The sequence below is a fragment of the Cereibacter johrii genome (assembly GCF_001720585.1).
Classification (GTDB): domain Bacteria; phylum Pseudomonadota; class Alphaproteobacteria; order Rhodobacterales; family Rhodobacteraceae; genus Cereibacter_A; species Cereibacter_A johrii.
This window is the reverse complement of record NZ_MABH01000122.1, coordinates 65,723-87,336: the sequence shown is the minus strand read 5'-3', so window position 1 is coordinate 87,336 and position 21,614 is coordinate 65,723. Positions and strand designations below refer to the sequence as shown.

Genomic DNA, 21,614 nt, shown 5'->3' with positions numbered 1-21,614 from the left:
GTGGGTCGGTAGCTCAGGTGGTTAGAGCGCACGCCTGATAAGCGTGAGGTCGGAGGTTCAAGTCCTCCTCGACCCACCAGAAATTCCAGCCGTTGGGCCACCTCGGACCTTGCGGTCCTCGGCACATGCCTCAAAACCTTCCACCGGAAGGGTTTGCCGCGCAGCGGTCGGCATGTGGGGCCTTAGCTCAGCTGGGAGAGCACCTGCTTTGCAAGCAGGGGGTCATCGGTTCGATCCCGATAGGCTCCACCAGATCCGGTTCGATCGCCAAGCCCATTGGGTGGGTTTGGCCGTCCAACCGGACGAGATTTTGACATCGTTCAGAGAGATACAACATCAGTATCGCCGGTCTCCCGAGTAGGGGAAGACCTGGGGTTCGACCCCGCAGGCGATATTGTTCCAAGTCTAGTACAACTGACCGCGACGACCTTCGGGTCATCGCATGGGAATGTACATGCTTCTGACATGGGAAAGAGCCTTGCTCTTTCCGGATCAGATCAAGCGCGAAAAGGGCGTTTGGTGGATGCCTAGGCAGCAAGAGGCGATGAAGGACGTGATACCCTGCGTTAAGCCATGGGGAGCCGGGAATGGGCTTCGATCCATGGATGTCCGAATGGGGAAACCCACCTGACATTCTGCTATTGTTATCCTTCGGATATGAATAGTGGGGTGAGACAGGTATCATTACCCTGAATACATAGGGGTTTTGAAGCGAACCCGGGGAACTGAAACATCTAAGTACCCGGAGGAAAGGAAATCAACAGAGACTCCGCTAGTAGTGGCGAGCGAACGCGGACCAGCCGATCTCCGAAGAGTGACTGGAATGGCCTGGAAAGGCCAGCCACAGCGGGTGACAGCCCCGTACAGGAAGCTCCAGGAGACATATCAAGTAGGGCGGGACACGTGAAATCCTGTCTGAAGATCGGGGGACCACCCCCGAAGGCTAAGTACTCCTTGCTGACCGATAGCGAACCAGTACCGTGAGGGAAAGGTGAAAAGCACCCCGACGAGGGGAGTGAAACAGTACCTGAAACCGGACGCCTACAAGCAGTCGGAGGGTCCATGAGACCTGACGGCGTACCTTTTGTATAATGGGTCAACGACTTGGTCTCACGAGCAAGCTTAAGCCGGTAGGTGGAGGCGCAGCGAAAGCGAGTCTTAAAAGGGCGTCGAGTTCGTGGGATCAGACCCGAAACCAGGTGATCTAGCCATGAGCAGGATGAAGTCAGGGTAACACCTGATGGAGGTCCGAACCAACACCCGTTGAAAAGGGTCTGGATGACTTGTGGCTAGGGGTGAAAGGCCAATCAAACCTGGAGATAGCTGGTTCTCCGCGAAAGCTATTTAGGTAGCGCCTCGGACGAATACCTCGGGGGGTAGAGCACTGCATGGATGATGGGGGCCCACAGCCTTACTGAGTCTAAGCAAACTCCGAATACCCGAGAGTACTATCCGGGAGACACACGGCGGGTGCTAACGTCCGTCGTGAAGAGGGAAACAACCCTGACCTGCAGCTAAGGCCCCCAATTCGTGGCTAAGTGGGAAAGCATGTGGGACGGCCAAAACAACCAGGAGGTTGGCTTAGAAGCAGCCATCCTTTAAAGATAGCGTAACAGCTCACTGGTCTAGATAAGCTGTCCTGCGGCGAAGATGTAACGGGGCTCAAGCCACGAGCCGAAGCTCAGGATGCACAGCAATGTGCGTGGTAGCGGAGCGTTCCGTGATATAGCTCCATGTCTCTTCATCCCTCGGATGCGGAGACAAGGAGCTTTCTGTGAAGCCGGGCCGTAAGGCATCCGGTGGAGAGATCGGAAGCGAGAATGTTGACATGAGTAGCGACAAACAGGGTGAGAGACCCTGTCGCCGAAAGTCCAAGGGTTCCTGCTTAAAGCTAATCTGAGCAGGGTAAGCCGGCCCCTAAGGCGAGGCCGAAAGGCGTAGTCGATGGGAACCAGGTTAATATTCCTGGGCCAGGAGGATGTGACGGATCGCAGGTGTAGTTCGGTCTTATCGGATTGACCGGGCTGCTGAGCGGTCCCTGGAAATAGCCCTCCATCAGACCGTACCCCAAACCGACACAGGTGGACTGGTAGAGAATACCAAGGCGCTTGAGAGAACCACATCAAAGGAACTCGGCAAAATGCCTCCGTAAGTTCGCGAGAAGGAGGCCCCGTCTGTAGGCAACTATGGGCGGGGGGCACAAACCAGGGGGTGGCGACTGTTTACTTAAAACACAGGGCTGTGCGAAGCCGCAAGGCGACGTATACAGTCTGACGCCTGCCCGGTGCTGGAAGGTTAAAAGGAGGAGTGCAAGCTCCGAATTGAAGCCCCAGTAAACGGCGGCCGTAACTATAACGGTCCTAAGGTAGCGAAATTCCTTGTCGGGTAAGTTCCGACCTGCACGAATGGCGTAACGATCTCCCCGCTGTCTCTGATGTGGACTCAGCGAAATTGAACTGTGTGTCAAGATGCACACTTCCCGCGGTTAGACGGAAAGACCCCATGAACCTTTACTATAGCTTCGCACTGGCATCAGGATTGTGATGTGCAGGATAGGTGGTAGGCATCGAAGCGGGGACGCCAGTTCCCGTGGAGCCAACCTTGAGATACCACCCTTCGCCATCTTGATGTCTAACCGCGGCCCGTTATCCGGGTCCGGGACCCTGCGTGGTGGGTAGTTTGACTGGGGCGGTCGCCTCCCCAACAGTAACGGAGGCGCGCGATGGTGGGCTCAGACCGGTCGGAAATCGGTCGTCGAGTGCAATGGCAGAAGCCCGCCTGACTGCAAGACTGACAAGTCGAGCAGAGACGAAAGTCGGCCATAGTGATCCGGTGGTCCCGAGTGGAAGGGCCATCGCTCAACGGATAAAAGGTACTCTGGGGATAACAGGCTGATGATGCCCAAGAGTCCATATCGACGGCATCGTTTGGCACCTCGATGTCGGCTCATCTCATCCTGGGGCTGGAGCAGGTCCCAAGGGTATGGCTGTTCGCCATTTAAAGAGGTACGTGAGCTGGGTTTAGAACGTCGTGAGACAGTTCGGTCCCTATCTGCCGTGGGTGTAGGAGACTTGAGAAGAGTTGCCCCTAGTACGAGAGGACCGGGGTGAACGATCCACTGGTGGACCAGTTGTCGTGCCAACGGCAGTGCTGGGTAGCTATGATCGGACAGGATAACCGCTGAAGGCATCTAAGCGGGAAGCCCCCTTCAAAACAAGGTCTCCCTTGAGGGCCGTGGAAGACCACCACGTCGATAGGCCAGAGGTGTAAGCGCAGCAATGCGTTCAGCTGACTGGTACTAATTGCCCGATAGGCTTGATCTGACCCGGTAACAGCAAGGCTCAATAAGCCAAAGCTCTACCCCAGATCAGAAAGCAATAGACCCGGAACAAGCAAAAGCCTGATGTTGTCGTTTCTTCTCCGGTCTGGTGGCCATAGCACGAGCAAAACACCCGATCCCATCCCGAACTCGGCAGTTAAGTGCCGTCGCGCCAATGGTACTGCGTCTCAAGACGTGGGAGAGTAGGTCGCCGCCAGACCTGAAAAGAAACGAATATCCCTCAAAACGATCAAATCAAAACCGACGCGGGGTGGAGCAGCCCGGTAGCTCGTCAGGCTCATAACCTGAAGGCCGCAGGTTCAAATCCTGCCCCCGCAACCAGAGTACGAAATATTATCAGTACATTGCGCAGCGCCCCTCGGGGCGCTTTTTGCATTCATACTCTCAGCATCCACACCGCACCAGCCCGCACAAGCACGCAATCGCACGCAACGGCAGGCAACTCGCAGTTGCGCACATCCTTGCTTCCGGCCATCATTGGCCCGTAGTTCCAGACGGTGAATTGACGACGACGGATCCTGCCCTCGGCTTCCTGACCTTGGAAAGTCACCATTCGGCGAGGCAGGCGGTAAATCGATGAAGCAGGACGAGTTCCGTAAATGGTTGGTGGCGCAGGGGCAGACGGAGGCAGCTGCCTCCTCGCGTGTAAGTAGCGCCATGCGCGTGGAGCAGTATCTGGGCGATCTCGACCTGGTGCTCGCGCAAGAGGATCGGGACAGCGTCTTGAACCGATTTGCCTACACCGCCGAGGATGAACGTGCAGGACGACCCAACCCCTCCCCTGTCCAAATCGACGGTGTCTTGCGCACCGGGCTGGCCAGTCTCCAGCAAGCCCTGAAGCTGTACCATTCCTTCCTGACCGAACAGTCCAATGTGCCTGACAGGGCAGAACACCACGCATTGGTGGACAGCCTCACCCGCAAGGAGATCGATGCCGCGATGCGGGAGTGCGATCAGTTGGGCCTTAAGCCCTTCCTCGCCCGCAGTGGCTTTGCAAGCCCGCAGGTCTGGGTCTACGATGATGGCAAGGAGGAGTCTTATCCGGCGAAGGCGACAGTCGCAGCAGCCTTGGGTCATCTTCCCGATGGTCGCGCCCTCGCAGCGAAAGAGTTCTTCAACGGCTTCGGAGAGGCGCAATCCTATGCGAAACTTGAGGCTCTGGGATACCGGATCCTTCGCAAGGGAGCGGGGGGTGAAGATGGCTCCTTCTCTCGCGACCGGATCGAAGGCGCGATGGACGCCTACGACCAGTTCCGCACGTCGGGTGCCCATGCCGATGCGTTCTCGAGCTTCGGCGAACCAAAGGATTTTTGGGTCCGGTCGACTCGTCCGCGCCAGGACAAGCGCTTTCCGACGAAGCCAATTGTCGGGTACCTTCTGGGGAAGACGGCGAGCTCATTCAATGGCGGGGGGAGCCAACCAGGGGATGCGGCCGCAAGGCTGCATGCCGCGGGCTATGTCATCGTCGATCAGCATGACACGCCGTTGCCGATTCCCGACCAGCACACCCATCTGATGCGCGGGGCGGAACGTGCGCGGCTCGTTGCCCTGAATTACTACATCGCACCTGCCCGCGAAGCGGACATGACCTCGGTGACTATCCGCGCATCCGACCTCGCGCGGGATATCTCCGAGCAAAATGCCTTCCCGACGATTTGCAGCGCTTTGGGAGGGAAGAAGTTCAAGGACCTGGCGGGTTACACAGCGCTCCAGTCGACCACGCCGAACCCCTCCAGCACAACAACATTTACATTCAACCTCGAAGCCGAGGACCAGGAGGGGACGGCGATGGCAGACTCATATGCCCCCGTGCAGGGCCAGAGTGCCCAAGCGATCGCAGCGACCACCAACCTGATCCTTTACGGACCTCCCGGCACCGGCAAGACCTACCAGACGGCGTGGGAGGCGGTTCGCCTCTGTCTGGGCGAGGTCGTCGCCGCCAACCTCTCCGGTGAAGAGAACCGTGACCGGCTGATGGCCGAATACCATAGCCTGATGAAGGAAGAGCGGATCGAGTTCGTCACCTTCCACCAGTCCATGTCATATGAAGAATTCGTTGAGGGGCTCCAGCCGAGTACGGGCGAGGATGCAAGGGAGGGTCCGGAAGAACTCGGCGCTGCTGTGGGCTTCCGCCTGAAACCGACCGACGGGGTGTTCAAGAAGATCAGCGAACGCGCGCGCCTCGACAGTTCGCAGGCCGGGGCCGTCTCACGTCTCGACAGGACTGCGCGCGTGTTCAAAGTGGCACTCGGGCGCCGCCAAGTGGAGGAGGACAGGATACGCTTCGGTCTGGAGAACGGGTTGATCCACGTTGGCTGGGGAGGAGATATCGATTGGTCCGACGAGCGCTTCGATGACTTCGACCAGATTTACAACGAGTGGCGGTCTCGCAAGGACGCAGACGCGACAGGCCATGACGGCAACATCGTCGTCACCTACTCGTTCAGATCTGACATGCAGATTGGTGACTACGTTGTGGTGTCTGACGGCCGTGATCGCATCCAGGCATTTGGCAGGATAACAGGCGACTACTACTTCGACGGGCGCGCGGAATTCCATCCTCACAGAAGGATCGTCGATTGGATTTGGCGCGACGACGCCGGGACCGATCGCAGCCGATTCTACCCGAACGCGTTCAGGCGGCATTCTGTGTACAAGCTGAACCAGTCCCTTATCGATTGGGATGCGCTGGAAGAGATCGTCTCCGGCAAGCGCGCTGCGGTGGCGGACACTACGGCGCGTGACTATGTGCTGATCATCGATGAGATCAACCGGGCCAATATATCGAAGGTGTTCGGCGAACTGATCACGCTTCTCGAACCGGACAAGCGCCTTGGGCGACGTGACGGGATCCAGCTGACCTTGCCCTACTCGAAGAAGCGCTTCGGGGTGCCGCAGAACCTGCACATCATCGGCACCATGAACACGGCCGACCGCTCGATTGCGCTGCTGGACACGGCCCTGCGCCGTCGTTTCACGTTCAAGGAACTGATGCCGAACCCCTCAGTCCTGTCCCCGAATGTCGGCGGGATCAATCTGCAGAAGTTGCTGACCACCATCAACGACCGCATCGAGTACCTTTTCGACCGCGAACACCAGATCGGGCACGCCTATTTCACCGGCTGCGCCTCGCTTGCGGCCGTCGAGGATGTCATGCGGCACAAGGTCATTCCCCTCCTGTCCGAGTACTTCTACGAGGATTGGTCGAAGGTCGCCGCCGTCTTGGGCGATGGCCCGCAGGGCCCATCCAGGTTTCTGGAGGCGCGCCGCCTGGCTGCGCCGCCCGGAATTGCCGCTGATGACTTCAGCGGCGAGAGACTGCGCTGGCGGGGGAAGGACCAGTTCGACTTCTCCGAGTTCGCGGCCTGATGCCCATCTACTCCGTTCGCGAATGGGAGGCCGTGCCCCATGGCGATGGGGAAGGATGCATTCCGCCGCATCTTGCTCAGCGCCTTGTGGCACTGGCCAAGGCATCTCCCTTCGCCGGGCGTGGCGGCGGTGGAGTTCTCGAGGATAGGCGCCATGACCTGCGGGCGCGCGGGGTGGTTGGCGTCCTGGCGGTGCCGGGCTGCACGCTGGAAATCCTGCCGAAGATCGACGTCGGCGAAAAGGAAGGCTCGGCCCAGGAGACGCGCGAGATCCGCAAGCGCCTTGTGCACATGCTCGCGGTGGCCCTCAATCTCAAGGTCGAGACCGGACGCATGACCGACCTCGACTGGCAGCGCAAAACGCTGCTGGAAATCCTGATCCGCATCTTTTGCGACAAGCTGACCGAGGCGGTCCGCCGGGGCATGCCGCGGCGCTATACCTTCCACGACGGCGATCTGCCAACCTTGCGGGGATCGTTGGATATCCCGCGCCAGTTCACCCGCCACATCGCCAACCCGGGCCGCCTGGCGTGCCGCTATGACGAGTTGTCCGAGGATATCGCCCTCAACCGCATCATGAAGGCGACCATCGCGCATCTGGCGGGCATGTCATGCAACGCGACGAATGTTCAGCGCCTGCGGGAACTGGCCTTCCTCTATGCCGAGGTCGCGGAGGTACAACTCCCCGCCCTGCGGTGGGACGATGTTGTCATCGACCGCACGAACAGCGCGTGGCAGGAACTCTTTGGAATGGCACAGCTGTTCCTGCGCAACCGGTACCAGACCACCAGCGTCGGGTCCGGGCAGGGATCGGCCCTGCTGTTCGAGATGAATGCCCTGTTCGAGGAATACATCGGTCGTCTGGTGACGCGGGCGCTTGCAGGGTCCGAATTCCACGTGACGCTGCAGGGTGGCCGCTTGTTCTGCCTGACGTCGCTTGATGACGATCGGGCGGCGTTCCAGACCAAGCCTGACATTCTGATCTTGCGCGCTGGCCAGGTCGACCATGTGATCGACACCAAGTGGAAGCGGATTTCCGACCGGATCGACGATCCGAAGCAAGGCGTCTCCCAAGCGGACGTCTATCAGATGATGGCCTATGCCCACCTCTACAAGGCCCCGCGGCTGACGCTGCTTTATCCCCACCATGCGGGACTGGGCGACGAAGAGGGGATTCGCGCGCGGTTCCGGGTGACGGGTCAGGAAACCCTGCTGGAAACGGCGAGCTTCGACATCTCCACCGGTGCCGGCCTGGTGGACCGCATTCGTGGCCGGATTCTGACTCGCATCGAAGAAATGTCCGCCGCCGAACCGTGAGGGCGAAGGGCACGCTCCTGCCAAGCACATTTATGCCCATCGCGGCATGGCATTGGAATGATTGCACCTGCCATCATCGACCAGCAGCGAATCCCGGCCGCTCGTTGACACCGTGAATCCACGATCCGAGCCGCGCAATGCGCTGCGGTCGAGGCGTCACGCGGCGGCTCGGAGCCGAGACGGTGCTGATCTCGGTGGCGGGAATGCCGCCGGAGCGGGCAGCTGCAGGCGCGGCGCCCGCCGCAGAGACCAGATCCGATGGCCTCGACCTGGCCGGGGGAGAGGCCGGGGGCAGTTATGCCTCCGATCTCGTGGCCTTCACCCGCGCCACCATCGACAAGCACATGGCCGGGAACCGCCACGGCACATGGCGCAAAGGGCGAGGTTCTCAGCAATCGACGGCCGGATAATCCGGCACGAGGGCTACGATCTCGCGGCGCTGCCGGAAGAAGATCGACTTGCGTCGGGGCAACGATCCACTGGATCGTTGCCTGATCCTCCTCACCTTAGGCTGGTCCAAGACCGGGGACATGGCGCAAACAATGCTGCGAGGCGTGAAGCGCGTCGGCGCCCAGTTCACCTTCGCGAGGGCGGCCTGCAATCTGGCCCGGCTTCCGAAGTTGCCTGCGGCATGAGATCGGGGTCGCGCCCGGGCATGCCGAACCCGGGGAGCGGACCTCCCTCGCCAGCCTGCCAAGGGAAACTGTTCCGACGGAGCGACTATTTCAGCGGCCTGTTAGACCTCAGAGGGGAGCGGTTCATCCTCTTCCCGATCCACGTTGGTGACACGGGAACAAGACTCAGCGACAATCATCCTGCCTTCTGGATCTGTCTGATGCTGATCTGGGTTCTCGTGCCTCCGCCTAGGATGTTGAGGAGCAGCCACACGCGTTTATCTTGATCGATCTGCTCGACTGTCGCGATGTAGTCGGCGAAGGGACCGGACACAATCCTGACCCGATCACCGACGATGAGCCGATCGGGCGACAATAGACTTCCATCGTTTGCACATCTTTCCCGCAGGCCCGAGATGAGAGCATGGGGCATCGGACTGGGAACACCCCCGAAAGTCACGAGGCGTGAGACGCCGGAGGTCGCGTTGATGGCCCGCCATCTCGGTAATTCAGGATGGAAGCTGACAAACAGGTAGCCCGGGAAAAGCTGCTGGACAGAATGCCGGAAGCGAGTTCCGTGTGTCTTGGTCTGTATCTGCGTAGGCGAAAATACGGAGAAATCCTGCCTGAGCAGGTTTCTTTCCGCCATGCGGAAAGCGTTGGGCTTGGTCTGGACGAGGTACCAGGATGCGGCTTTGCTCTCGCTCTGATGAGAGATCACGCGCGATCTCCCGCGTCTTCGAGATCGAACTCCGCTTTTTGGGCGAGGCGGCTTGAAGCCACCCATGACGCCTTGATCATCCGGATCCGCGACTTGATCGCAGGGGCGTATCTTCCTCGTCCAGCGGCGAGCGCCATTCCGGCCATATAGGTTGCGATGAACAGGCCTCCGAAGCCGGCCAAAGCCGCGCAAGCGATCAGTGGCTGGTTCCAAAGCAGGACGCCTGCGAGGATCGGTGCAGCGATCATTGGCATCAGGAGAGTAGTTGCCAGAGGATTTGCCAGACGGCGGGCCTTTCGTCCGAGGACGAGGATTTCGAGCGCGCGCATGACGAGTTGGTGGAAATGCAACCTGTCCGGTTCATCGGAAGGGCGACCAGCGGTACGGCGACGCCAGATGGCCAGAAGCGTGTCGGCGACGGGCCAGAAGAAGATGAGGAGAACGGCCCAGGGGGTCAGGTCCCCGATCCGCGAGATCGAGAGGATCGCTGTCCAGGCGAGGAGATGTCCGATCGCGTAGGCACCGGCGTCGCCGAGGAAGACGCGGGCTTGCGGGTAATTGAAGATCAGAAAGCCCATGAGCGCGGAAATGAGCAGGAGCGTGATCCAGATGAGGGCCGGGTCTGCCGCTTGCGCGGCGACCGCAAGAAGGCCTGATGCCGTAGCAACGGCCGTGAAGCCGGAGAGACCGTTCATTCCGTCAATGAGATTGAAGGCGTTGCAGACGCCCATGACGGAGAAGATGCTGAAGGGGATGGCAATGACCGACCACGCCATGACGAGGTCAAGAGCCGGGAAGTCCAGGCGGGTAAGCCAGATCTGCAGGGTGGCGACCGCGATCAGGCTGGAGAGGGCGGCGGCAGCGAGACGACCCGCTGGCGGGACGCGAAGGCCCAGGTCTTCGGCGAGGCCGGCCAGGGCTACCGGAACTGCGGAGGCGAGGATGAGGGACCACAGGTGCGCGGCCTCGCGTGGCGCCAGGATCGTCCCTGCTGTTAGACCTGCGAGAACCGCCAGTCCCCCGAGGCGGGGTGTCGGGGTGCAATGGCTTGCCTGAACCGCGCGGAGGTCGTTGCGCCGCAGGACGAGGGAAATGTGATGCTCCCGTGTCCAGGCCACGAGAAGCGCTGTGAGCGCGGATGCGGAAAATGCAACTAAGTAAGGGATCCACTGGCCGAAGTTCATTGGGCCTCTCCGCAATTAATGCATATGCGGGCTCTTGATAGGGAAACGTTCTGCAACCGCAAATGGACGCCATAGTTATCGGCCGTGTCTTAAGCGACAGGACTTTTAATGGCGCCAAGCCGGACATGCCCCTTGGATCACCCCATACGAATAATTTTGCTGGTTGCAGCCCCGCGTTATAACTAGAGGATGCTATTTGATGCTCTTTCGATACATGCCAACGATCATGTAAGCGCTTTCGAGTGAGTGGACCGCGGCCCCGGTCTCGCCTCATATTCAGCGCAGTGGCCTTCGCTAAATCGACCGGGGAAGTTGTGGCGATCCCGCTGGATTGGGCGCCTTACGGCCTCAGCCCGCCACTTCGGCTTCTCCTGTCGATGAGCGGCCGGCGGCTTCTCCCTAGGATATATACTCTAATACCTGCGATATTCATCCTGACCGTCCGGTTGGATTTCTGCCGTGGTTGCTTTGTGCTTTGTGCTGCGGCAGGGGTTCGCGCGTAACGGGTGAATATGGGTCCGACCTAGCCTTTCCGGAGGCATCGGCTTGCTACGATGCCTTTTATATTAGTCGCCGAGCCATTCGGAATGGCAGCGGCGGTGGAGAAGACGGGATCACCGATGCTGAATCGACTTACGGTTGTTTTATTGGGGGCCCTGCCGGTTATCGGAGGCTGCTCGGAAGGCCATGTGCGTTTTCCGGTGACGGAGAACGCGCAGAAGGCGCTTCCCGAGAACATCCATGTCATTCGGCTCGATGCGACGAACATCCGCAGCTTCGAGCAGCCGGCAGAGCCGCATCAAGCAACGCCGCTGCCGTCGGATGGTGGGTGGGACTACAGGATCGGGACAGGCGATATCCTCGGGATCACGGTGTTCGACCATCCTGAGCTCCTGCTGACGGGAGGCGGGGAGGCGCAGGGGGAAAGCGGGTTCCGCGTGCAGGCGGACGGGACGGTGGCCTTTCCCTATGTGGGTGCGGTGAAGGCGAAAGGCCGGGCGCCCGAGGCCGTGCGTGAGGAACTGCGGACGCGGCTTGCGGCCTTCGTCCCGGAGCCGCAGGGGGATGTGCGGGGGATGGCCTTCAACTCGCAGGCGGTGAGCGTGACGGGTGAGGTGAGACCCCCGAACCGCCAGCCGCTGACGACCGTGGGGCTCACGCTGCTGGATGCGGTCAATGCGGCGGGCGGTTTGACGGAGACGGCCGATGCGCGCCGGGTGACGGTGCGGCGGGGCGGGAGATCCTATCCGGTCGATCTCGAAGGGTTCCTGAGCGCGGGGCTCGGCAGCAACAACCCTGTGCTGCGACCAGGCGACATCGTGACGGTGCCGCGCCGGCTGGCGCGGGAGGCATATCTTCTGGGCGAGATCGTGAAGCCCGCGGCCGTCGATCTCTCGACCGAACCGCTGACGCTTACGCAGGCGCTGAGCCGGCAGGGCGGCATTCTCGAGCGTCGGGCAGATGCGCGCGGGGTGTTCGTGTTTCGCGCGAACGGCGGTGCGGGCATGAAGGTGTTTCAGCTCGATGCCCGATCGCCCACCGCGCTGCTGCTGGGAACGCGTTTCCTGCTGCAGCCGGGGGATGTGGTCTATGTCACGCGTGCGCCGCTCAGCCGCTGGAACGACACGATCAGCGACCTGCTGCCTTCGGTGGGGATAACCAGCAGCCTTGACCGGCTGGGGACGGACTGAACGGTGGAAGTTCAGTCGATCCTTGTGGTCTGCGTGGGCAACATCTGCCGCTCGCCGACGGGCGAGCGGCTCCTGCGGGCACGCCTGCCCGGGCTTCAGATCGAATCCGCGGGACTGTCCGCGCTGGTCGGGAGTGCCGCCGATGGCCGCTCTGCTGCGGTGGCCGAAGCGCAGGGGGTGTCGCTTGCAGGTCATGTCGCGCGCCAGTTCACGCCGGCGCTGGGTACCTCATTCGATCTCATCCTCGTCATGGAGCCGGCGCACCGGACGCGGATCGCCCGCCTGGCGCCGCAGCTTCTCGGGCGGACCATGCTCTTCGACCACTGGACGGGAAGCCGAGAAATACCCGATCCCTATGGCCGCCTGGCCAAGGTCTATGAGAGCACGTTTTCACGTTTGTCCGCGGCCGCCGATGCCTGGGCCCTGCGGCTGCGCAAGAGGGTTGACGGATGAATGACGCTACCCGGCCGGTTCAGGCCGCCGAGGAGGCCGAGATCGATCTGGGCCTGCTCATTGCCCAGCTCTGGGCCGGTCGGACCTGGATCGTGGGCTTCATGACCGGGGCGGCGTTCCTGGCCCTCGCGCACCTCGTCAACACGCCTCCGACCTACGAGGCGGATGCGCTGCTGCAACTCGAGGCCAAGGCCGGCTCCATGGCATTGCCGGAAGCCTTCTCGGCAATAGCCGAGATCGAGCCTCAGAGCGCGACCGAGGTGGAGATCCTGCGCTCGCGCTTCGTCTTGGGCGAAGCGGTGGCGGGAACCCATCTCGACTGGCGCGCGGTTCCGGTCCGGCTGCCGATCCTCGGCCATGCGGTCGCTTCGGGGCGGCTGCCGCTGCCGGATCTCGACACGCTGAGCGCCTATGACCGGGGCGATGCCCGGATCCGGCTCGACATGCTCGAGGTTCCGCCCGAGTGGATCAACAGGAAGATCCGGCTGACGGCGGAAGGGGAGGGGCACTTCCCCCTCCGGCTGCCCGACGATAGCCTGGCCGAGGGGAGAGTGGGCGTGCCGCTCTCCCTGCCCGGGAAAGGCTTTGGCCTGCGGATCGGGGAGCTCGAGGGGCCTGCGGGACGCGCGTTCGTGATCCTGCAGCGCGATGAGACCGAGGCAATCCGGTCACTGCGGCAACGGCTCTCGGTTGCAGAGCGTGGGCGGGGCTCCTCCATCCTGGAGGTGAGCCTGACAGGGGCCGATCCAGACGAGTTGCAGCGCACGCTAGGGGCGGTGACCGAGGCCTATCTGCGCCAGAACATGAGCCGCAGCGCCGCGGAAGCGCAGAGCAGCCTCGATTTCATTGAACGTCAGCTGCCCGAAGCGCGTGCGGCGGTCACCAAGGCCGAGGAGCGGCTGAATGCCTATCGCCAGGCCCAGCAGGCCATCGACCTCGGCTTCGAGGGGCAGAGCCTCCTGACGCAGATCGCCGCCGCCGAGACCGAACTGCGCCAGCTCGCAGCCGAGGAGGAGGATCTCGCCGAGCGCTACACGAAGCAACACCCTGTCTATCAGAAGCTTCTCTCCGCCAGGGCGCGGCTCGAGGAGCGGCTGGCGTCGCTGCGGCGCGAAACGACGGAGCTGCCCGAAACCCAGCGAGAGGTCTTCAACCTGACGCGCGATCTGGAGGTGGCCCAGCAGGTCTATCTGCAGCTTCTGAACCGGGCGCAGGAGCTGAGCGTGCTGAAAGCCAGCACGCTCGGCAACGTGCGTATCGTCGACACCGCCCGCACCGAGCCTGCCCCGATCGCGCCGCGCCGAGGCAGGGTTCTGGCTCTGGCCCTGTTGCTCGGAGCCCTCGGTGGGGCAGGCTTCGTTCTCGGTCGGCACTGGCTGCGCCGGGGCGTGCGAGGCGCCGAAGAGATCGACCGGATGGGGCTGCCGGTCTTTGCCACCGTGCTCTTTGCCCCTTCGATTGCGTGCAATCACCGGCAGAAGGGAGCCCTGCCGATCCTGGCCGTGACCGATCCCGAGGCATTGACAATCGAGGGTATCCGATCACTGCGGACGAGCCTGCATTTCGGGATGCTGGATGCGCAAAGCCGCTCGATCGCCTTCACCTCCTCGGCACCGGAGGCGGGCAAGTCCTTCCTCGCCGTCAATCTCGCGGTGGTGGCGGCCGATGCGGGCCAGCGGGTCTGCCTCATCGATGCCGACCTGCGTCGCGGACGGATCCGGAGGTACTTCGGAGTGGGCAAGGACGAGCCGGGGCTTTCGAGCTATCTGGCCGGCGATGCGGCGCTCGACGATCTCCTGCGGCCCACGCAGATCCCGGGGCTGGCGGTGATGACCAGCGGGCGCTCCCCGCCGAACCCGTCCGAGCTCCTCATGCGGCCGGCACTTTCCCAACTCCTGACCGAGCTTGACCGCCGGTTCGATCTCACGATCGTCGATGCGCCGCCCGCGCTCGCGGTGACCGATCCGGTGGTGATCGGCCGCGCGGTGGGAGCGACAATCGCCGTCGTGCGCCACGACGTTACCACGCCCAGCGAGATCGAGGCGCTGATCCGGCAACTCAAAGGCGCGGGCGTGAAGCCGGCAGGCGCCGTGCTCAACGCATACAGGCCCGAAGTTGGCCGTGATGCCTACGGCTACGGCTACGGATACCACTATCAGTACAGCTACCAGTCGCGGGCCAAGGACTAGGGCAGATCGGTCGCAAGTCGGCTCTCCGCATCGGCTGCCGCGCGCGAGCCCGCTTTTCTGGATGCGCTCGACCTGATGGCGTTACCATTTTAAGCCGTGGCGGGTTCCATGGCAGGGCGACTGCGATGATCTGATCGTCTCCCGACGGCGTCGATGTGCCGAGGTGGACGTCGACGATACGCAGAGGACGGTTACATCATCGGAGCGCCGGTCCGCGTCATTCCTCTCGTGAGGCCGCGATCAGGCCGAGCGCGGCGGCGATGGAGAGGGGGGCGGCGAGGTGGAAGCCCTGAGCGAAATCCGCTCCGGCCGCGCGAACGAGGGCAAGCTGATCGAGCGTCTCGATGCCTTCCTGCACCACCTTCAGATCCGCCGCATGCACCAGCCCGGTGACCGCTGCAAAGAACCTGTGGTCCTGCGCCGCGGTGTGATCGCCGCCGAGAAAGGCCCGATCCAGCTTCGCCACATCCACCGGCAGTCGGCGCAGGCAGGCCAACGACGAGAAGCCTGTGCCGAAATCGTCGATGGCGATCCGCACCCCGAGCGCCCGGATCGAGATCAAGGCCTCGGAGACCGCCTCGTCGCTCAGGGAGGTCTCGGTGATCTCGAGGCAAAGTGCGTGGCGCGGGAGGTCGGGCACCTGCGCCAGCAGGTCGGCGAGACGCGCCGGGAAGTCCGGCTTTGCCAGCTGACGGGGCGACACGTTCACATTCATCTTCAGATCCAGCTCCGGGCCGGCGGATCGGAAGGCCTGCAGCTGCAGGATGGCGCGGCGCAGGACCCAGTCGCCCATCGTATGGATGTGCCCCAGCCTTTCCGCAAGCGGGATGAAGATGCCGGGCTGCAGGGCGCCGTGGCGCGGATGGTCCCAGCGCAGCAGAGCCTCGAACCCCACCAGCCTCTCTGCCTCGGGGCTCAGGGCGAAGATCGGCTGATACACGAGGTGAAACTGTTCGCTCTCGATTGCTCCGCGCATGTCGTTGTCGAGTTCGACGAGCTGCGTCGTCTCCTCGTACAGCGAGGGGTGGAACAGCTCGCCCCGGTTGCCACCGTTCTTCTTGGCGGCATACATCGCGATGTCGGCCGCCCGCACCAGATCCAGATCGCCGATGCTGTCCGCCATTGCGATTCCGATGCTGGCGGAGATGTGGCACTTGCGGCCGACAACCTCGAAGGTCTGCTCGAGCACTTGCCGCAGCCGCTCGGCGAGGCTGACGATCCCGGCCTCGTCCAGTCGGTGACAGAGCACGACAAACTCGTCACCGCCGAGCCGGACCACCAGATCCTGGGGACGTACGGTTGCCACGAGGCTGCGTGCCACTTCGATCAGCAGTTCGTCGCCCACGCTGTGCCCCATCGAGTCGTTCACGGCCTTGAACCGGTCGAGGTCGATGAAGAGCAGGGCCGCCGGCTCTCCGTCCTGCGCCAGGCGCTCCTGAAGATAGCTGCGGTTCGCAAGGCCGGTCAGCGGGTCGTAGTGGCGCAGCCGCGCGAGTTCGGCCCGAGTTCGCTGCGCCATCTCCGCGGCGATCGCCTCGCCCAGCTCGCGCGCGCAATTTCGCTCGGCGGCGGTCCAGGGAAGCGAGCGACCGGTGACCGTCTCCTTCCAGGCGTCGAACGAGGCGCGCGGCCTCATCCGCTGCGTCGCCGGGTTCCAGGTGCCATGTTCGGCCGGATTGCCACCCCAGGTGATCGTCTGCACATGCTCGGGGCGGAACCAGGCGATCAGGTCTCCGTCCCCGGACGTCAGGGGGAGCAGCAGGATGCCGCTTCCGGCCGCCAGCATCTCCGGCAGCTCGGGATGGCGCAGGGTGACATCGTCGAGGGACAGCACCTCCAGTGGCGAGGGGCGGCCCAGAATGTCCAGGGCCTTCTGCATCGCATCGACCGGCGGCGTCCGCCCGAAGCGCAGTTCCCGTCCAGCCAGCCGCACGACCGCGGCACTGGCTCCGACCAGATCGAGGATCAGCCGATCTGCCGCGACAAAGGCCGCAGCCAGCGTATCGCCGGTCGATAGCCGTTCGACCAGCGTCGAGAGCGTCGACTGCCGGGCCAGTGTCTCGGCGGCATTCTCGACCTCGCCCAGCCGGCTGAGGAGCAGCGAGACCACCTGCCCGATCATGCCCGCCGCCGCCCGCCACTCGGGGCCGGCAATGCGGGGCGTCGTGTTGTGGCAGACCAGCATGCCCCACAGCCTGTCGCCGTCGGCCAGCCCGATGGTCAGGCTGGCCGCCGTGTGCATGTTCTGCATGTAGTCGAGATGGATCGGCGAGACGCTGCGCAGCGAGCTGTGCGTCAGGTCCAGGGGCTTGCCGTCGTCGAGCTCGGGATTGCCGAGCAGCGGCACCGGCCGGTAGCTCGCATCCGCGATGGCGCCCACCCTCTGGCGCAGGTAGAGCGCGCGCGCGATCTGCGGAATGTCCGAGGCCGGATAGCGCAAGCCCAGATAGGGCTCGAGATCCTGCCGGCGCCGCTCGGCGATGACCTCCCCGTGTCCGTCAGCGCCGAAGCGATAGGCCATCACCCGGTCATAGCCCAGCATCAGCTGCAGCCCATGAACCGCAAGCTCACACAGCTCCACCCGCGTCGCGGCGCTGGTGAAGGTCTCGATAACCGATTGACTGGCTCCCGGAGGGAGCCGGCCGTCCTCATCGCGCACCGGCTCGATGTCGAGGCACATGTAGTCGCCCGACTGGAATGCATGGAGATGCAGCGGCTGTCCGTCGCTTCTGCGGAGGGATCCGATCGTTTCGGGCGTCTCGGAGCCGCTACGACGCGCCTCGCGCAGCAGGATCTCGTTGACGCGCCCGATCACCTCTCCGATGGGCGTCCCCAGAACTGAGGCCGCGGGCAGGCCGAGGATCTCGCCCAGGTTGACGCTGGCATGGGCGATGCGGCCGCTGTCGGCCCGCGCGGTGATCAGCGCTCCGTGCGGCTGGATCGCGCCGGGCGTGGCGATCGGCTCCATCTCGCAGATCGAGGGGTCGAAGGCGCCCCCAGGGTCCGTCATGAGGCACCCCCGCACACCCAGGATCTGGCAAACGTGCGGCAGGGACCCGCATGGCGGTGGAGGGCGGTCATCCCCGCCGCGCTGCCACGAACGGGGCGAACCATTCGATGAGCGCCGTGAAGGTCGCGGCGGCGCCGGCCAGCACATCCGCCCTCTCGTCGGGATGTGCCGCACCGAACCGGTCCAGCGCGGCCTGGAAGGCCCGCCAGTGCGTCGCGGTCCCGTGGGACGGGCCGCCAAAGAAGGCGGTCGTCTCTCCGATCTCGTCGCCGATGCGCTTCTTCAGATGATGCAGGATGACCCTGCCGCCAAGCGCGGAGCCCTCCAGCACATAGCGGGCGCCGAGCGCCCGGGCGAAGTTCGTGAGCGGCGGGCAGCATTCGGACGGTGCGCGCAGGACGCGGTCGGCGTCGATGCCAAGGGCGCCCAGATCCCGGAGCAGACGTCGCGAATGGCCCGGATCCGGGTCGACGCAGGCCAACCTGCCCCAGCCCTCAAAGCCCGCAATCCTGCGTTCGATCGGATCGTAGAGGGCCAGAAAATGCCGAAGCCAATCCACATAATCGGCCTTGTCCATGATGCCGCCCGGCAAGCCCAGGAGCGTTTCGGCCCGGTCGTGGAGCGTGGCCGTCTTCTCGCGGAGGTCGCGGGAAAGGGGCATCACGCCCTTGCACGGGTCGGGCTGCAAGCTTGCCGATCCACGACCCAGCGGACAGGTCGCGGGCTTGCCGAGCGCGACCCGCCCGCGGACCCTCTTCCGAAGAGAAGGCGCAAGTTCATCGTGCTGCGGGATGGGCGACATGTTCATGAGAATTTCCATTGGGATCGTGCATAGCACACCGACACGGTCCGGTCGCCCATGCGTTCGTATGGGATTGATTTTCATGTGAACACGGGCCGGGCAGGTTGCACACGGCGAAAAGGGTGTTGGCCATGATCCTCTCAAAGTGAGATTGGCCGGGGGCATGAGCGACGTCCCGGGTGGGGGTGCAGCTGGCGGAGGCAACAGGGATTCTCGGTCTGGTCGGGTTGCTGCCAACCCGAACCGAGGGACGCGCCGATGGCCAAACCGATCATGGACATGCGCTCGCTCGTCGAGAAGAGCGGCGATGCGGATCTGCTGCGCGGGATGATCGGCTTCGGCGCCGAACGGCTGGAGGCTCCGGCGGCCCGCGGCGAGGCCGAACGGAAGCTGGGGAAGGTGCGGCTCGAGATCGACACCATCGTCACGGCCATCACGAGCGGCATGTTCCTGCGGGCATGAAGGCGAAGATGGACAGGTCGGAGGCGGAGCGGGCCGATCTGGAAGCGCGGCTCGCGGAGATCCGGGAGCCGGTGGCGATCCACCCGGGGCTGTCCGGGATTTACGCCCGGAAGGTTGCGGACCTCATGGCGGCGCTGAACGACACGGAGGCGGCGGCGTTGCTGCGCTGGCTGATCGGGAAGATCGTCCCGGCGCCGGATGCGACGGCCGCGAACCTCGTTCGTCTCTTCACCCGGCTCGCCAACGGCCACCCAGACGAGGTCATCGGCGCGCTGACGCCTTGGCCCTATCCACCGATGGCCAACCCAAAGCCCCTCACAACCGGCGAGACGACCTCATCCGTGAGTACCCAGTGAATTCGAATGAGCTCGGACAGCTGGCGGTCTCCGGTGCCACCGGCGAGAGCGCAAGCGACCTCAATGACATGGGACGCCGCTTACAGACGTCCGATGATTGCAGCCCGCTCAAGCGCGTCCGTCCAGAGCCCGGGCTGCGCTGTCACACCTTGCAGATTTGCGGGCCCGCGCTCGCCCTCAGGGCGAAAGCCTGGCGGTGAGGCTGCTGATCGCTTCCGTCCTCCCGGTCAGCGTGGCGATGCGGTTCAGCAACTCGAGCGCCGTCGCCTGCTCCTCGGCCGTCATTGGCGGCAGCCCCCCCGCAGCATCCACCCGTGCCGCATAAACGTCGAGGATGGACGCCACTGCCGCGACGGCTTCCTGGCTTCCCGGCTCGGCCGAGGCGAGACTGGCTGCCAGTTGAGGATCGCTCACCAGCCCCGAGATGGTCTCGATCTGAACGGGCGATGGGGAAAGGACATCCGGAAGCGGTTCGGGCGGGGCGGTCACCACCGTCTGGCCGGCCCAGCCGGTCAATGGGGTCAGGACGAGAAGAAGTGCGGTTGCGGTCGGCTTCAGCATATCATCCTCCCAGTCCGAAGGCGTTCTTGAGCGCGAAGGAGACCGACAGTGTGGCGCGTCGGCTGTCCTCTTCGTCAAACACGTCATTGCAGGTTAAGGCGAGCGAGACACCCTTCGCCCCCGGGACCTTCACGCCCAAGCCGATGTTCGAATAGTCGCCACTGTAAGAGATGCTGGCGCCGAGATATTCCGTGAGCCCGAGACCGAAGCCTGCGATCAGGCCGGGATCGCCGTCGCGCGCATCGGAGCCCACCCCCAGCGTCACCATGTAAGGCTTGCCCCAGGCGCCTCCGAGATAACCGAACGTCGTGAGCGCCACGGTGGTCTCGATGGAATTGTCCGAGGCGTCGCCCCAAGCTGCGATATTGTCGAACCCGATCGCCGCATGAAGATTGAGGTCGGGATCCCCGAACCGGTGGCCGAACTTGAGCGACAGGTAGCCCGAGTCGCCAAAATCACGATCCTCCACCGACGTCACGTTCAGGCTCGCCTGTACACCGATCCCGGTGGCAGCGTCGCCGAAGCCCGCACCGAGGCTGAGGGAACCATCGACATCGTCGCTGCCCGAGTCCACGCGCCTGTCCGTCCCCGACACGGACCCGAAGATGGTGCCGCCTGGGGCGACGGTCCCTGAGCCGATGCCCTGCATGGTCACGTTCGCTGACGGGCGCGAGGCGAGGTCGAGGGCCTGAAGGAGCCCCAGAAGATCTGGCTGGTCGGAGCCCTGGGCGAGGGCGGTCGCGGGCAGGAGAGCAGAGGCGGCGACAATCGTCCATCCTCGCAGCCCCCCAGTCGGTACTGATGCTAGCACTGTGTCACTCCTCGGGGTTGAAAGGGTCCTGCGCGTGGACCTCACTGATCGGACCGACGGGAAGATGCCGTCCTTCCGCCCTTCCGACCGCGACAGCTTTCGCCACGGGCGTGCGCTGAGCCTTGGAGCCACCGATCTGCGGCCAGGCTGGCAATTCTGCACTTGGACGGCAAAGGAATGCTGCTGGCCGGTCAATCGAGGAATCCCCGCAACAAGATGCATTGCGCTTTCCGCAGTTGAACACGGCCGGTGCGCCTCTTTCTACCCGGTCGGAAGATAGCGGTTCTGTCGCTGATCTATCCTTTCCGCCGTAATGATTGGGCAGCACAAGTTGGATTTGCTGTTCACAGGCGAGCAGGCCTGCGAACGATTGCGCCATTGTGGCGGCGGCCTTCAAAAGAGAAATGAAATCCACGCGCAGATAATGAGGTTATATCTTTATGCCGTGACCCTGGCGACGGCGGAACTGCAAAAGGCCCCCCTGCCGATGCGCATTCGCCCTCTCAGACATCGCGAAGAAAGGTGGCACCGCCCTGCGCCAGTCGCAGAACGAGCGAGGACGGGAGGGTGTCGATCACGAGGACGGCCTCCGGCCAAGCCGGGGTCAAGGCCTTGTCCGAATGAGTTTATCGGCGGCGGCTCGGCTTATTGAGGCAAGGCTTCTTCTGGCAAGAGAGAGGAATCTGCCCGCAATGCGGATGATCGACTGCCGGGTGCCGAATTCAGCATGTGCTT

At 63.3% G+C, this 21,614-nt stretch carries 14 protein-coding genes, 3 tRNA genes, 2 rRNA genes and 1 pseudogene; 14 read left to right on the top strand and 6 right to left on the bottom strand.

What is annotated here, in order from left to right:
• The first annotated feature begins 2 nt into the window (after positions 1-2).
• The 9 genes and pseudogenes from A9O63_RS09965 to A9O63_RS22000 all read left to right on the top strand — a co-directional run.
• A tRNA-Ile gene (locus A9O63_RS09965) sits at positions 3-79 on the top strand.
• 97 nt (positions 80-176) lie between these two features.
• Positions 177-252: transfer RNA gene (locus A9O63_RS09960), tRNA-Ala, on the top strand.
• Positions 253-495: 243 nt separating this feature from the next.
• A 23S ribosomal RNA gene (locus A9O63_RS09955) occupies positions 496-3,323 on the top strand.
• Between the two features lie 101 nt (positions 3,324-3,424).
• Positions 3,425-3,539, top strand: a 5S ribosomal RNA gene (gene rrf, locus A9O63_RS09950).
• Positions 3,540-3,584: 45 nt separating this feature from the next.
• Positions 3,585-3,661: transfer RNA gene (locus A9O63_RS09945), tRNA-Met, on the top strand.
• Positions 3,662-3,916: 255 nt separating this feature from the next.
• On the top strand, positions 3,917-6,709 hold the full coding sequence (locus tag A9O63_RS09940; protein WP_205631833.1) for an AAA family ATPase: 2,793 nt from the start codon (positions 3,917-3,919) through the stop codon (positions 6,707-6,709).
• Positions 6,709-8,025: an McrC family protein gene (locus A9O63_RS09935; RefSeq protein WP_069331791.1), complete on the top strand. Its 1,317-nt coding sequence runs from the start codon at positions 6,709-6,711 to the stop codon at positions 8,023-8,025. The genes A9O63_RS09940 and A9O63_RS09935 overlap by 1 nt, the downstream gene beginning before the upstream one ends.
• A gap of 137 nt (positions 8,026-8,162) precedes the next feature.
• Positions 8,163-8,435, top strand: a complete 273-nt coding sequence (locus tag A9O63_RS22005; RefSeq protein WP_235836954.1) for a hypothetical protein — start codon at positions 8,163-8,165, stop codon at positions 8,433-8,435.
• A pseudogene (locus tag A9O63_RS22000) lies at positions 8,390-8,660 on the top strand (IS5/IS1182 family transposase); the annotation flags it as partial. The gene A9O63_RS22005 and the pseudogene A9O63_RS22000, both read left to right, overlap by 46 nt.
• Positions 8,661-8,835: 175 nt before the next feature.
• On the opposite strand, the gene nusG reads toward A9O63_RS22000, so the two are convergent.
• A complete protein-coding gene (gene nusG, locus A9O63_RS09930) occupies positions 8,836-9,360 on the bottom strand; it encodes a transcription termination/antitermination protein NusG (RefSeq protein WP_069331790.1) in 525 nt (174 codons plus the stop codon).
• The gene (locus A9O63_RS09925) at positions 9,357-10,544 is read right to left on the bottom strand and encodes an MraY family glycosyltransferase (protein ID WP_084295766.1); all 1,188 of its coding nucleotides are present in this window, start codon (positions 10,542-10,544) and stop codon (positions 9,357-9,359) included. The genes nusG and A9O63_RS09925 overlap by 4 nt, the downstream gene beginning before the upstream one ends.
• Before the next feature lie 587 nt (positions 10,545-11,131).
• Here A9O63_RS09925 and A9O63_RS09920 point away from each other — a divergent pair.
• The 3 genes from A9O63_RS09920 to A9O63_RS09910 are packed head-to-tail and all read left to right on the top strand — an operon-like array spanning position 11,132 to position 14,877.
• Positions 11,132-12,235 carry a polysaccharide biosynthesis/export family protein gene (locus tag A9O63_RS09920; RefSeq protein WP_084295764.1) on the top strand — a complete coding sequence of 368 codons (1,104 nt, stop codon included), beginning with the start codon at positions 11,132-11,134 and terminating at the stop codon, positions 12,233-12,235.
• A 3-nt stretch (positions 12,236-12,238) separates the two neighbouring features.
• The gene (locus A9O63_RS09915; protein WP_069331788.1) at positions 12,239-12,688 is read left to right on the top strand and encodes an arsenate reductase/protein-tyrosine-phosphatase family protein; all 450 of its coding nucleotides are present in this window, start codon (positions 12,239-12,241) and stop codon (positions 12,686-12,688) included.
• Entirely contained in the window at positions 12,685-14,877 is a 2,193-nt protein-coding gene (locus A9O63_RS09910) for a polysaccharide biosynthesis tyrosine autokinase (protein ID WP_069331787.1), read from the top strand. Before A9O63_RS09915 ends, A9O63_RS09910 begins: the two co-directional genes overlap by 4 nt.
• Before the next feature lie 217 nt (positions 14,878-15,094).
• Here A9O63_RS09910 and A9O63_RS09905 read toward each other — a convergent pair whose 3' ends face one another.
• Positions 15,095-17,887, bottom strand: a complete 2,793-nt coding sequence (locus tag A9O63_RS09905; protein WP_069331786.1) for a bifunctional diguanylate cyclase/phosphodiesterase — start codon at positions 17,885-17,887, stop codon at positions 15,095-15,097.
• Positions 17,888-17,954: 67 nt separating this feature from the next.
• Positions 17,955-18,773 (bottom strand): biliverdin-producing heme oxygenase, encoded by an 819-nt coding sequence (locus A9O63_RS09900; protein WP_235836951.1) that lies wholly within the window; start codon positions 18,771-18,773, stop codon positions 17,955-17,957.
• A 174-nt stretch (positions 18,774-18,947) separates the two neighbouring features.
• Between A9O63_RS09900 and A9O63_RS09895 the strand changes: the two genes are divergently transcribed.
• On the top strand, positions 18,948-19,151 hold the full coding sequence (locus tag A9O63_RS09895; RefSeq protein ID WP_069331784.1) for a hypothetical protein: 204 nt from the start codon (positions 18,948-18,950) through the stop codon (positions 19,149-19,151).
• Between the two features lie 8 nt (positions 19,152-19,159).
• Positions 19,160-19,507: a hypothetical protein gene (locus tag A9O63_RS09890; protein WP_069331783.1), complete on the top strand. Its 348-nt coding sequence runs from the start codon at positions 19,160-19,162 to the stop codon at positions 19,505-19,507.
• Positions 19,508-19,684: 177 nt separating this feature from the next.
• Here the strand turns inward: A9O63_RS09890 and A9O63_RS09885 are convergent, their stop codons facing one another.
• Positions 19,685-20,068: a hypothetical protein gene (locus tag A9O63_RS09885; protein ID WP_069331782.1), complete on the bottom strand. Its 384-nt coding sequence runs from the start codon at positions 20,066-20,068 to the stop codon at positions 19,685-19,687.
• Position 20,069: 1 nt separating this feature from the next.
• Positions 20,070-20,642, bottom strand: a complete 573-nt coding sequence (locus A9O63_RS09880) for a hypothetical protein (protein WP_069331781.1) — start codon at positions 20,640-20,642, stop codon at positions 20,070-20,072.
• Positions 20,643-21,614: the final 972 nt, after the last annotated feature.

What these genes read in the sequence shown, in the direction of transcription:
- A9O63_RS09940 (WP_205631833.1), top strand. Translation starts at nt 3,917, where the DNA reads ATGAAGCAGGACGAGTTCCGTAAATGGTTGGTGGCGCAGGGGCAGACG.
- A9O63_RS09935 (WP_069331791.1), top strand. Translation starts at nt 6,709, where the DNA reads ATGCCCATCTACTCCGTTCGCGAATGGGAGGCCGTGCCCCATGGCGAT.
- A9O63_RS22005 (WP_235836954.1), top strand. Translation starts at nt 8,163, where the DNA reads ATGCGCTGCGGTCGAGGCGTCACGCGGCGGCTCGGAGCCGAGACGGTG.
- A9O63_RS09925 (WP_084295766.1), bottom strand. Translation starts at nt 10,544, where the DNA reads ATGAACTTCGGCCAGTGGATCCCTTACTTAGTTGCATTTTCCGCATCC.
- A9O63_RS09920 (WP_084295764.1), top strand. Translation starts at nt 11,132, where the DNA reads ATGGCAGCGGCGGTGGAGAAGACGGGATCACCGATGCTGAATCGACTT.
- A9O63_RS09910 (WP_069331787.1), top strand. Translation starts at nt 12,685, where the DNA reads ATGAATGACGCTACCCGGCCGGTTCAGGCCGCCGAGGAGGCCGAGATC.
- A9O63_RS09905 (WP_069331786.1), bottom strand. Translation starts at nt 17,887, where the DNA reads ATGACGGACCCTGGGGGCGCCTTCGACCCCTCGATCTGCGAGATGGAG.
- A9O63_RS09900 (WP_235836951.1), bottom strand. Translation starts at nt 18,773, where the DNA reads ATGAAAATCAATCCCATACGAACGCATGGGCGACCGGACCGTGTCGGT.
- A9O63_RS09895 (WP_069331784.1), top strand. Translation starts at nt 18,948, where the DNA reads ATGGCCAAACCGATCATGGACATGCGCTCGCTCGTCGAGAAGAGCGGC.
- A9O63_RS09890 (WP_069331783.1), top strand. Translation starts at nt 19,160, where the DNA reads ATGGACAGGTCGGAGGCGGAGCGGGCCGATCTGGAAGCGCGGCTCGCG.
- A9O63_RS09885 (WP_069331782.1), bottom strand. Translation starts at nt 20,068, where the DNA reads ATGCTGAAGCCGACCGCAACCGCACTTCTTCTCGTCCTGACCCCATTG.